The following is a 12,883-nucleotide window of genomic DNA, read 5'->3' on the forward strand; positions in this document are numbered from 1 at the left end:
CGCAACAACCTTATAAACAGCATTAGTGTAAGAGGAAGCCAATGCTTCCTCAATGAATACTGTCAAAGCAGGCTTAGCGGGTCAAACTGTTCACCACCTTTTCAACGTTGTATGACATATTTTTCATAGAGCGAGACATATCATCACGCTGGGCGAGTTCGTGGTAGCGCTCAGCAGAAGACACCACTCTACCAATAATAGACTCAACTTGCCCCAACACAGTTTCTTGCTCATCAGCGGCTTGATTAAGGGCCACCACAACACTTGCCGTCTCCTGAATGTCCCTCACAACCGTGTTTAATCGCTCAAGGGCCGACATCGCCTCCGCGGCATTGGTATCGGATAGCTGTTTACCAGAATTCATAGCAGAAACCGCACTCTTTGCCTCTGACTCAAAACTGCTTAGGATGTCGTTAATCTCTTTTGTCGACTGTTGCGTTTTAGCCGCTAACGCTCTTACCTCATCAGCAACCACAGCAAAACCTCTACCATGCTCTCCGGCCCGCGCGGCTTCAATAGCTGCATTAAGAGCTAACAAATTAGTTTGGTCTGCTATTTCATTAATCACATTCACTACTTTTAAAATATTAGTACTGCGAGATTGAAGCTCAGTAACAATGTTACTTGATGCGGTAACGGTTTGCGCAAGTTGCTTGAATCCAACGTTGGCCTTTTCAAATGTGGTGTAACAACTGGCCACATTTTGCTCTGAATTGTTGGTAGCCACTGCTACCTGATCAGTGATTGCTACTAAGTTTTGCACAATGCGCCTTAATTTATCAGTGCTGGTGTCCAATGAACGAGATGTGTCTCTTTGCTCATTAGCGCCTTCCATAATAAGGTCACTCACTCTTGTAAGCGAAGTAAACGCGCCACTCATTTCCCTTTCCGCATCTTTTAACTGTCCTACCGATACGTTAAGCTTCTGCTGTAAGGCTCTTGCTGAATTCGCCAATACTCCCAATTCGTGATCGCTGGAATAGTTAAGGGGGTAATCGTAATCGCTTTTCGCGAGGTTTGAGATACATTTAGCAACCTCTTTAGTAGGCTTTATTACCTGTGAACGTAGCCTTGCGATAACATAGCTTAACGACAATATGGACAACCCGATGGCCGCAAGCAGAATTAGCCACAACATATTACGTGCATTTTGTTTAAGCTCCTCTATGGCGCTAGCCGACTGTGATGCTATGTTATCAGCAACACTGCCTAACAGTTTCGCGGGTTCTCTATCGATGCCTTTTACATAGCTATCACCGACTTTAGGATCGAAGCCTGAATTGACAAAAGCATCGTATCCTTCGCGGTATTTTGTTGCCATTACGTCGTGAGATTTTAGAAACTGCCGAATCTCTGCTTTCGCTTCATGACTTATTACATCGTTTTGAAGCATGACACTAAATTTTTTTTGAATTTCATCTTCACGTTGCTTAAACCGCTCCCAATACTTTTCTCTATCCGCTTTGTTATAGCCTCGAAGAAGCACATTTTTCCACTCTTGCACCTGAGTCTTAAAAGTACTTAGCACATCGTTAACATCTCGCTCAGTTTGAACAAGGGTGTTTTCAAGATCGTCAAAAGCGTTCAGTAATGTGAATGACTTTAAAATTGATGCACCGTTGAGTAAAACAAGGAGAAAGAAACTGGCAAGAACGGGAGTGATCACCAAACGGCTTATGCTAGTGTACTTGAACACGATAGGACCTTTAACTAAACAATTGACGGCCTCATTAAATGATATTTTTATGACAGTTGAGTGACAGTGCAGAAACGAAAAAAGAGCCATTGAGGCTCTTTCCTAACACTAAATGCTGCACGGTCGTTTAAACAACCGATTTAGCTTTTTGCTATTCCCACTCAATAGTAGCAGGCGGTTTACCTGAGATGTCGTATACCACTCGAGAGATACCATCTACTTCATTGATAATGCGGTTAGACACTTTACCTAAGAAGTCATACGGTAGGTGTGCCCAATGCGCCGTCATAAAGTCGATTGTCTCAACAGCTCGTAAGCTTACAACCCAATCGTATTTACGCGCATCACCCATAACGCCAACAGAGCGTACCGGTAAGAATACGGTGAATGCCTGACTTACTTTTTGGTACAAGTCAGCCGCGTATAGCTCTTCAATAAAGATGGCATCGGCACGACGTAATAGGTCACAATACTCTTTCTTTATCTCGCCTAATACACGAACACCTAAACCAGGCCCTGGGAACGGGTGGCGGTAAAGCATGTCGTACGGCAAACCAAGCTCTAAACCAATCTTACGTACTTCATCTTTAAATAGCTCACGCAGAGGCTCAACAAGGCCTAACTCCATATCATCAGGCAAACCGCCAACGTTATGGTGAGATTTAATAACATGCGCTTTACCTGTGGCTGAGCCAGCAGATTCAATCACATCAGGATAGATAGTGCCCTGTGCTAACCATTTTGCATTCGCAAGCTTGCCGGCTTCTTCATCAAAAACACGAACAAACTCGTTACCAATAGCTTTGCGTTTAAGCTCTGGATCTTCAATACCTTCTAAGCGCGCCAAGAAGCGTTCTTCTGCATCTATGCGGATAATATTTAACCCAAAGTGGTCGCCAAACATTTCCATCACTTGGTCAGCTTCGTTCAAGCGCAATAGCCCATTGTCTACAAAAACGCAAGTGAGGTTTGTACCAATAGCGCGATGCAACAACATGGCAGTAACCGATGAATCTACACCGCCTGAAAGGCCGAGTATTACCTCATCATCGCCCACTTTTTGTTTGATGCGCTCAATAGCATCTTCGATTATGGCGCCCGCCGTCCACAGTTTTTCGCACTTACACACATCCATAACAAAATGCGTTAATAACCGCATGCCTTGACGAGTGTGGGTAACTTCTGGGTGAAACTGTACACCGTAGAACTGCTTTTCTTCGTTATACATAGCGGCATGAGGGCACGACGCAGTCTGGGCGATGGTCTCAAAACCAGCGGGGATAGCCGAGACCTTGTCGCCGTGGCTCATCCATACATCAAGGCGAGCGGCTCCGTTGTCGCCAATGGCATCTTCAATTTTATCAAGTAATGGGCTTGGTTTAATTACCTCTACTTGAGCATAACCAAATTCACGCTTATCTGAACCAAGTACGCCGCCGCCAAGCTGATGTGCCATGGTTTGCATACCGTAGCAAATCCCCAACACCGGTACGCCGGCATCGAACACATAGTCAGGTGCTCGCGGAGAACCTTCTTCGGTTACCGATTCTGGACCGCCTGACAATATGATCCCTTGAGGATTAAATGCGCGAATTTGCTCTTCGGTTACATCCCAAGCCCATAATTCACAGTAAACCCCTATCTCACGAACGCGGCGTGCTATTAGCTGTGTATATTGCGAACCAAAATCCAAAATAAGTATTCGTTGAGCGTGTATGTCTGAACTCATAAAAAGCCTTTTTTCTTTTCAACCACTAAGCCACATTGCGCTGTATGGCGTTTTAAAGCGTGGGCAAAGTGTTTGTAAACAACCTGTCCGAGGCACGGATGCCGAGGCCAAGCTACCATGGATGGGTTTACAGCGTGGTTGTGTTACACACTATGCCCACGCTGAACGATATCTCGCCTTAACCTAAGCGATAGTTTGGCGCTTCTTTAGTAATGCTTACATCGTGAACGTGACTTTCCCCCATGCCTGCCGATGTTACACGCACAAATTGCGCTTTGGTGTTAAGCTCTTCAATCGTCGCGCAGCCCGTCAAGCCCATTGCAGAGCGAAGGCCGCCCATTTGCTGATGAATAATATTGGCAATCGGTCCTTTATACGCAACGCGACCCTCAATACCTTCTGGTACTAATTTCTCTGCGTTATTGGATTCTTGGAAATAACGGTCTGATGAACCATGGCTTTGGTTCATTGCGCCTAACGACCCCATACCGCGGTAAGATTTGTAATAACGGCCTTGGAAAAGCTCTACTTCTCCCGGAGCTTCTTCCGTTCCGGCCAACATGCTGCCTACCATAACGCAGCTTGCACCTGCGGCTAATGCTTTGGCGATATCACCTGAGTAACGAATGCCGCCATCAGCGATCACCGGAATACCAGTACCTTCAAGCGCTTCTACCGCATCGGCAACTGCGGTAATTTGTGGCATACCACATCCGGTTACAATTCGGGTTGTACAGATTGAGCCTGGGCCGATACCTACTTTCACTGCATCTACACCCGCCTCCGCTAGTGCTTTCGCACCGTCGCGAGTGGCTACGTTACCAGCAATAATTTGTATATCGGGGTAATCCTGTCGTACTTTCTTCACACGGTCGATAACGCCTTGGGAGTGACCATGTGAAGTATCAATTAACAATACGTCAACACCAGCATCTACTAATAGTTTAATGCGTTCGTCAGTACCTGGGCCAACACTGACAGCTGCACCCACACGCAATCTACCTAGTGAGTCTTTACAGGCATTGGGTTTGTTTTCTGCTTTTTGGAAATCTTTTACCGTAATGAGGCCGGTAAGTTTGAATGCGTCGTCCACAACAAGAATTTTCTCGATGCGATGCTCATGCATCAAGTCAAGAACCACGTCAGAGCTAGCGCCCTCTTTAACGGTAACTAGGTCATCTTTGCCCGTCATCACATTGCTGATTGGAAGCTCTAGACGCTTTTCGAAGCGAAGATCACGACCTGTTACAATTCCAATTAGGTTGTTTTCTGCATCTGTCACGGGGAAACCCGAGTAGCCTTTGCTCTTCGATAGCGCGATGACGTCGCCTATAGTGGCGTCTTTTGTGACGGTAACAGGGTCAGATACAACGCCACTTTCATACTTCTTCACCTCAAGTACGTGCTTTGCTTGCTCTTCAGGCGTCATATTTTTGTGAATAAAACCAATACCGCCTTCTTGAGCCAAAGCAATGGCCAGCGGCGCTTCAGACACCGTATCCATAGCGGCTGATACCATAGGGATATTCATGGTTACACCGCGTGTAAGACGCGTTTGTAAGTTAGCAGTATGAGGGAGGACGGTTGAGTGGCCAGGAACTAGCAACACATCGTCAAAAGTAAGGGCTTCTTGGATGATACGTAGCATGCAACAACACCTATTCAGTTGAGGGTTAATTGCGGCGTGATTGTAGTGTTTTTTGGTTTTAAGGTAAACTCTATTTGTATTAAACCCAGTGATTTTTTTTATGTTTACAAATTCGCCATCAACATCTCGACAAATTTTAACAGTCACCAAGCTAAATCGGTTAGCTCGAACCGTACTTGAGGGCGAAATTGGCCTAATTTGGCTGTCCGCTGAAATTTCCAATTTTGTCTGCGCGGCATCGGGGCATTGGTATTTCACGTTGAAAGACAATAAAGCACAAGTGCGCGCCGCCATGTTTAAGGGCGCTAATCGTTCAGTTAGGCAGCGACCTAAAGAGGGTGACAAAATATTAGTCAGGGCTTCTGTAGGACTTTATGAAGCACGGGGCGACTATCAGCTTGTGGTTGAACATATGGAAAGTGACGGAGAAGGCGCGCTAAAACAGGCATTTGAAGCGTTGAAGCTAAAACTCAACAACGAAGGTCTATTTGATGCTGCAATCAAACGAAGCTTACCCGCTTTTATTAACCGTATTGGCGTGATCACCTCCCCAAGCGGTGCTGCCCTGCACGATGTGCTCAGCGTATTAAAACGTCGAAGCCCACAAACACAGGTTGTTGTGTATCCCTCGATGGTACAGGGAGAAACTGCGCCAGCTCAGATTATTCAAGCCCTTAAAAAAGCCAATGAAAGAAATGAAGTAGACGTTTTGCTTTTAACCCGAGGCGGAGGTTCATTAGAGGACTTGTGGTGCTTTAACAACGAGGCATTAGCGCGAGAAGTGTCGGCCAGTCAGTTACCTGTTGTGAGTGCTGTTGGCCACGAAGTGGATTTTACTATTTCTGATTTTGTAGCCGACTTACGTGCTCCTACTCCTTCTGCTGCAGCTGAGCTTTTAAGCCAAGATTCGAACGACATTGTGCACAGTCTGGCGCAAGTGCGCCAGCGGTTGCAGCGGGCAATTGTGCAAAAGCTCTTGAGCAACAAACAAAAGCTGACCATTCAGCGCCAGCGATTACAAACCTTACACCCACAGAGTAAAATACAGCACCAATGGCAGTCATTAGACCGTCTGCAGTTACAGTTACTTCATAAAATGCAGCGAGACATATCGGTAGCAGATAAAAGACTTCAGTCGCTAACTAGTCGACTTAATAGGCAAAACCCCGCACAACGTCTTGAGCAATCAAAAGGTAATTTGGCCTATATGAAAACCAGATTACGTAACAGCATGACCGCACTGCTTAGCCTCAAAAAGCACCAGCTTGCATCGGCAGCGTCATTACTTCAATCGGTAAGTCCTCTGTCTACACTGGCAAGGGGTTATAGTATTACCCTTGCTGACAATGCCGCTGTCACTAGTGTAGAGGCGGTAAATAATGGCGATACGATAATAACCCGAGTGACGGACGGGGAAATAACCAGTACAGTAACCAAAACGTTAAAGGAATAACTGAGCCAATCATGCCGACCTTTTTTAGCTTCGCCTCTCGCACAGCTTACCTGTCTCTTGTTAAAGTTATAAATGTAGCGCTAGTGTCGTTTGGGGCCTGTTTACCATTAGCACACGCCGTCGTGGCCAAATCAGCAGCAAATAGCGTATCTGTGCCAGTCTCTGTATTTTCTACCTACCCGTCCTCTGAACTCGATGCACAATGCAACGAGCCAGAGAGTCGCTGCGAAGAAGATAGTATTACTCCCGACGATTTTGTCTCTGCACTGAAAGCAACATCATATATTACTTCACTGCAGCCTTATACGGAGAATAATGACTATGAACTGTTGATAGCTAATGTGGGAAAAATGTCCACTCAATTTGCTGAAATGACGCTGCAGTGGCGGGGTATGGAAATTAACTCCCATATTGTTAAAACAAGTACAAAGGAAAAGGCTGGAAGTGGGGAAGCGAGGGAACATAAAAAATTCGAGTATGCCGAAACGCTCATTAAACAGTGGAGAGACCATGCAGTGCACGAAGGCATTTTTACCGCAGAGTTCCTGTATCGCGCGTTAGATGCAAGTAATTATGAACAAGACTTGGCAGTACCCAATTCATTTGGCCAATTCACTAAGCTAGACACACAGCTTTTTGCCGATCCGTTTAGTGGTGCTATTACTCGATATACTCATCCCGCTTATGAAGATGCCCTAGTCGATATCATCGTTTACCCGTTTACCCACAAGATAACGAAAGATGACCGCACGCTGTTAAACGAGCAACTCGATACCGACCTGGCTAAAGCGAGCGCGGTAGCACAAGCACAACAGCTTACTCTTACCCTTTCTAGCCCGGCAGCGCCTTATCAAGTAAAAGGTATTGCCGATGGGTGGAGACTTGGCATTACGGCTGAGTCTGAGAAAGCCCCCACACTATATGCATCTACCTACGTATTTAGAAAGCATGACAAAATCATAAAGATAGCCACAACTTTCCCTACCGATTTCTCAGATCCATTAGTGGATGAGCTAATACAGCGTGTTGAGGTGCCAAAAGAATCGTTGTTAATGAAGCGGGTTCGAGAGCTGTTATAAGAAGCTGTTATAAAAAGCTGCTGTGAAAAATTATTATTGAGAACGCTAGAGGAAAAAAGCGGTAAAAATGGACTATAAAACAAAAAAACCGACGAGTTCAAAAGGGCAATCTGAAGTCCCCCCAATCGTCGGCTTTTTATTACTATACTCGTACTATTTGTCTTTGTAGAAAGACATCATGCGACGGCGTTTACGCTGCTGCGCTAGCGTTAAATTATTCTTCTTACCTTCAAACGGGTTGGCCCCTTCTCTAAACTCAATCTTGATGGGCGTTCCCATAATCTCAAGCGCCTTTCTAAAATAGTTCATTAAGAAGCGCTTATATGAGTTTGGTAGGTCGTCTACCTGATTACCGTGAATAACGATAACAGGAGGATTATACCCTCCCGCATGGGCATACTTCATTTTAACTCTTCTGCCACGAACAAGCGGTGGCTGATGGTCATCTTGCGCCATTTCCATAATCTTAGTGAGTATTGATGTGTTAATGCGTTTAGTCGCGCTTGAGTACGCTTCCTGGACAGATTCAAACAAGTTGCCCACACCCGAACCGTGAAGGGCTGAAATAAAGTGAATGCGTGCAAAATCGACAAAACCTAAGCGTCTATCCATTTCACGCTTTATTTCGTCTTTCACATCACTACTCAAACCATCCCATTTATTGACCGCCAACACCAAAGAGCGACCGGAATTCAAAACGAACCCAAGCAAGCTCAAATCCTGATCGGTGATCCCCTCGCGAGCATCAATAACTAGTAGAATTACGTTCGCTTCTTCAATGGATTGAAGGGTTTTAACAATAGAGAACTTTTCTACTGCTTCGTTAATTTTCTTGCGTTTTCTTACGCCTGCGGTATCGATGAGAATATATTCACGCTCGTCCCGCTCCATTGGAATATAAATACTGTCACGGGTGGTACCCGGCTGATCAAAAACCACCACCCGCTCTTCGCCTAAAATGCGATTGGTAAGCGTAGACTTTCCGACATTCGGTTTTCCTACGATGGCAAGCTTGATGGGTAAGTCTTGAAGTCGTTGACGCTGTGCTTCTGCATCCTCTTCTTCTTCAGGCTCTATCTCATCCACAATTTCCATATCTGGAAAATCAGCTTCAAGGGGTGCTAAGCTGTCTTGAAGCAATTGACTCACGCCTCGACCGTGAGCGGCAGCAATTTGCTTAACCTCACCAAGGCCTAGCTTGTAAAATTCAGCACTTTCACTGTCGCCGTCAATACCATCAACTTTATTAGCAACAATATAAACTTTTTTGTTGATACGGCGGAGATGGTTGGCTATACCAAGATCTGCTGGCAACAAACCTGCTCTTGCATCAACCAAAAACATAACCACGTCGGCTTCTTCAATGGCAAGAAGAGACTGCTGAGCCATTTCAGCGTCGATACCTTCTTCATCACCGGTAATCCCTCCCGTATCAACCACAATGAATTGACGTCTCTCGAATTTGGCTTGGCCATACTTTCGGTCTCGTGTCAGGCCAGGAAAGTCGGCGACTAATGCATCGCGAGTATTTGTAAGACGATTAAATAAGGTCGATTTTCCGACATTGGGACGGCCAACCAGAGCAACAACGGGTAACATTTATCAGATCCTAGAGGTCATGAAAGCTAAAAAGCATAAACCGCAAGCGTTTGACGACGAAGTAATCAGTACCTTCAATAATAGCACCAATGGCTCGTTCACAACTTGCGGTTTTGGAATGGGTGCATTATACCCTTTAAGAAGGTTAATACCAATTCGGATTCATCGTGTATGAATGATGATGAGATATTTTGGGAAGTTGCGATTGTGCATGGTAGAAAATAAAAAAACGGAGGTGAAAACTGACAATAAAAAGTCATAAAAAAACGCCGTTGTAACGGCGCTTCTAGAGAGTGAATTGTCTGGTAAACTGCTCCTCTTAGGAAGCCTTTTTAAGTTACTCTATTTACTAAACTTTTGAGGTACTTTCTTTAGGAGACCGTTTCAAGGTCCCCTGTTTAGAGTACCTTGACCGAAGCCACCACACCGTTGCGAGTAACGGCAATAATGGCGTCTTCAACAACGATAGGTGCAGCATAAATAGAGTCATCCTCATCGTCACCGCCAACATCTACGCGAGCAACAATCTCACCGCTTTCTTTTACAATCCAGTGCAGAAAGCCCCATTTATCACCCACAACCACATATTCGCCCACAGGCGTTACTGCCGTCAACGAGCGCTGCTTAAGCGTACCCTGCGACCACAGCTCTACACCATTTCGTCTGTCTAAGGCATAAACGTTAGACGCGTTGTCGACAACAAAAATCTGGTTACCATCAATATTAAGGTTGCGAAATGAAGCGTATTCGCGCTTCCAGATAACACGACCTGAACGCAGCTCAACGGCTGCCAATGTGCCATTGTAGGAGACCGTATAAATAGTTCCCCCATACAGTACAGGAGTAGCATCTATATCAACAATGCGCTCTAATTCAGTTGCACCTGATGGCGTGGATATCACCGTCTCCCATGCTAAAACACCAGTATCGATGAGATTAACCTGAAGCTTGCCCGTTGATGCACCAACAATAACACCGCCATTTGAAGCTATAGGCCCAGAAATGCCGCGTAATGTTAACGGAGGTGTATCACCTTCATGACGCCAAAGCTGCTCACCGGTTCGCGTATTAAAGCCGAATAAGCTGCCAGCGCCGGTATTCACTACCAAAATGCCGTCATCGGCTGCAGGGGCTGCTAATACTTCGCCTGGAACGGTAGCATCCCACACCAGATCGCCACTTTCAGCGTCAAGTGCAGCAACATAGCCGTTTTCTGTACCAATAAAAAGGTGTCTATCAGCAGCAAAAATACCGCCAATACGGGCACTTTCACCACTACTCCACAAATTGCTTACAGAACTCAACATGCCCTCTGAGCGAAACGTTGCAAAGTTCTTTTCCCAAATTACATTGCCTGTTGCAGGCTCCATAGCAACTACATTGCCGTGGCGGTCAGCAGCATATAGTTTGTCGTACGCGTATACCGGCTTAAGGCGTGAAAAGTAATGATTAACACCATCACCGATATCTCGCTCCCACTCAACCACTGGAGAAAACTTAGCATCGATGGGCTTTAAGCGGCGAATTTCAAGCTCTTCTTCATCGGCAAACCAGTCAGAAATAGTTGAACAGCCGGACAAAGTAATTGAAACCGCCAACGCCATTGAAATGGTGCGGATAAATCGACCCTTATGGCTACAGGTATTGTGAAACAAATTGCGTACCTCTTTCATTTTTATCAGCCTTTCGACCCAAGCTTACTGAGCTGCCGCAACAGCTAGATTATCAAGTTTCATTTGCAACAGTGGGTTGTTGGCATTTTTTTCTAATGCACTCGAATATGCTAAACGCGCATCGTCGAACTTATCTTGTTGCTGATATATATCACCTTTAAGTTCGGATAACTCTGCAGAAAACGCGTCGTTTGATACTGTGCCAAGCGTAGACAACGCAGCATCAAGCTGGTTCATTTCAATTTGCACACGGGCTAATCGTAGCGACGCTAGTTCCTTCATTTGCGCATTTTCTGCAAACGTTATCACTTCGTTTAAGTGAGAGGCCGCTGAATCTAAGTCGCCTAAATCAGCGGCTTTTTTAGCCGCCAGCAAGTTTGCAATACTGGCGTAACCGGTATCTTTATTTTCTTCGATAAAGGATTTTAAACTGGCACCACTCCCCTCTTCAGCGAAGGTTTCTACTGCCGTTTGATAAGCAACGGAAGCCGCTTCTTTGCTTTCAATTTGCATATCTGAATATTGGCGCCAGCCAAAAAGGCCGCCTAAGCCTAAGGCAGCACCTACAATTATGGCAGTACCATGCTCTTTCCAAAAACGCTTAATCGCCTCAACTTGTTGTTCTTCTGTTGCGAACTGTTCCATGATGTCCTCTTCTTATTTTTCGCTCAGCAGTTCCAAAACCGTATTCGACAGGCTTTCAAAACTCACTGTAACTTGCTCTTGACCATCGCGAAGAGGCTTAACGCCAACTTTGCGTGATTGCATTTCGTCCGAACCTAAAAGTAGCGCTAGACGAGCACCGGTTTTATCCGCGCGCTTTAATTGTTTTTTAAAGTTTCCGCCGCCACAATGCATCATAATACGTGTGTCAGGCAATTGATTTCTCAAGTGCTCTGCTACTTCCACGGCATAAGATTGGGCATCATCGCCCATGGCGGTTACATACACATCAGCAAAGCTGTCGTCTTGGCCTTCATCGGTCAGCGTGGTTATCAACAACACTAAACGTTCGATGCCCATTGCAAAACCAACCGCCGGTGTGGCCTTACCGCCAAGTTGCTCTACCAAACCGTCGTAGCGGCCACCAGCGCAAATAGTTCCTTGCGCACCTAAGCTATCAGTCACCCACTCAAACACCGTTCGATTGTAGTAATCCAAGCCTCGAACTAACCGCGGATTCACTTCATAAGCAATGCCAACTTCGGTTAATCGTGCGCAAAGAGTTTCAAAGTGCGCTTTCGATTCTTCGTCTAAGTGATCGATAAGAGAAGGAGCATCTGAGATGGCAGCTTGAACGTCTGGGTTCTTACTATCTAGAACACGAAGTGGGTTGGTTTCCAACCTACGAAGTGAATCTTCATCAAGCTTATCTGCTCTGGCCTTTAGAAATTCTACAAGCGTATCGCGATACGCGGCGCGGGCTTCATTAGAGCCCAAGGTATTAATTTGCAGTGTAACGTGCTTTTCAATACCAAATGCCTTCCAAAAGCGAGCACTAAGTAAAATAACTTCTAGGTCAATATCGGGCCCATCAATTCCGTATGTTTCTACACCAAACTGGTGAAACTGACGGTAACGACCTTTTTGTGGACGTTCATGGCGAAACATGGGCCCCATGTACCACAAACGCTGCTGTTGGTTATATAACAGTCCATGTTCATTTCCGGCTCTTACACAGCTGGCAGTACCTTCAGGACGCAGCGTTAAGCTATCGCCATTTCTGTCTTCGAACGTATACATCTCTTTTTCAACGATATCAGTGACTTCACCGATAGAGCGCTTAAAAAGGTCGGTACTCTCGACAATGGGCGTGCGTATTTCTTGGTAACCGTAATTCGCCACAACCTGTCGTAGTACAGATTCTACTTTTTGCCATGTACCGGAAATCTCCGGTAGGCAGTCATTCATGCCTCGTATTGCCTGAATAGTCTTAGCCACTTGGAATTCTCATACTGCTAAATAGTGAAAAGCCCCGCATTATAGGGGCTTTGGGAACAAACAAC

At 45.6% G+C, this 12,883-nt stretch carries 9 protein-coding genes; 2 read left to right on the forward strand and 7 right to left on the reverse strand.

Annotation, left to right across the window (positions count from 1 at the left end):
- Positions 1 to 73: 73 nt before the first annotated feature.
- The 3 genes from ACOJR9_RS13100 to guaB all read right to left on the reverse strand — a co-directional run bounded on the left by ACOJR9_RS13100 (position 74) and on the right by guaB (position 5,073).
- On the reverse strand, positions 74 to 1,696 hold the full coding sequence (locus ACOJR9_RS13100; RefSeq protein WP_420933388.1) for a methyl-accepting chemotaxis protein: 1,623 nt from the start codon (positions 1,694 to 1,696) through the stop codon (positions 74 to 76).
- Positions 1,697 to 1,847: 151 nt separating this feature from the next.
- Positions 1,848 to 3,425 carry a glutamine-hydrolyzing GMP synthase gene (guaA, locus tag ACOJR9_RS13105; RefSeq protein WP_420933389.1) on the reverse strand — a complete coding sequence of 526 codons (1,578 nt, stop codon included), beginning with the start codon at positions 3,423 to 3,425 and terminating at the stop codon, positions 1,848 to 1,850.
- A 178-nt stretch (positions 3,426 to 3,603) separates the two neighbouring features.
- A complete protein-coding gene (gene guaB / locus ACOJR9_RS13110; RefSeq protein ID WP_420933390.1) occupies positions 3,604 to 5,073 on the reverse strand; it encodes an IMP dehydrogenase in 1,470 nt (489 codons plus the stop codon).
- Positions 5,074 to 5,173: 100 nt separating this feature from the next.
- On the opposite strand from guaB, the gene xseA reads away from it, so the two are divergent.
- Both xseA and ACOJR9_RS13120 read left to right on the forward strand, forming a co-directional pair.
- Positions 5,174 to 6,526: an exodeoxyribonuclease VII large subunit gene (gene xseA / locus ACOJR9_RS13115; protein ID WP_420933391.1), complete on the forward strand. Its 1,353-nt coding sequence runs from the start codon at positions 5,174 to 5,176 to the stop codon at positions 6,524 to 6,526.
- 11 nt (positions 6,527 to 6,537) lie between these two features.
- Positions 6,538 to 7,605: a hypothetical protein gene (locus ACOJR9_RS13120; RefSeq protein WP_420933392.1), complete on the forward strand. Its 1,068-nt coding sequence runs from the start codon at positions 6,538 to 6,540 to the stop codon at positions 7,603 to 7,605.
- Positions 7,606 to 7,758: 153 nt separating this feature from the next.
- On the opposite strand, the gene der is transcribed toward ACOJR9_RS13120, so the two are convergent.
- The 4 genes from der to hisS form a co-directional block, all read right to left on the reverse strand.
- Entirely contained in the window at positions 7,759 to 9,204 is a 1,446-nt protein-coding gene (gene der / locus ACOJR9_RS13125; RefSeq protein WP_420933393.1) for a ribosome biogenesis GTPase Der, read from the reverse strand.
- A gap of 398 nt (positions 9,205 to 9,602) precedes the next feature.
- Positions 9,603 to 10,859: an outer membrane protein assembly factor BamB gene (bamB, locus tag ACOJR9_RS13130; RefSeq protein WP_420936133.1), complete on the reverse strand. Its 1,257-nt coding sequence runs from the start codon at positions 10,857 to 10,859 to the stop codon at positions 9,603 to 9,605.
- Positions 10,860 to 10,901: 42 nt separating this feature from the next.
- Positions 10,902 to 11,522, reverse strand: a complete 621-nt coding sequence (locus ACOJR9_RS13135) for a YfgM family protein (RefSeq protein WP_420933394.1) — start codon at positions 11,520 to 11,522, stop codon at positions 10,902 to 10,904.
- A 12-nt stretch (positions 11,523 to 11,534) separates the two neighbouring features.
- Positions 11,535 to 12,818, reverse strand: a complete 1,284-nt coding sequence (gene hisS / locus ACOJR9_RS13140; protein ID WP_420933395.1) for a histidine--tRNA ligase — start codon at positions 12,816 to 12,818, stop codon at positions 11,535 to 11,537.
- Positions 12,819 to 12,883: the final 65 nt, after the last annotated feature.

This window comes from Alteromonas ulvae (assembly GCF_048987005.1).
GTDB lineage: Bacteria > Pseudomonadota > Gammaproteobacteria > Enterobacterales > Alteromonadaceae > Alteromonas.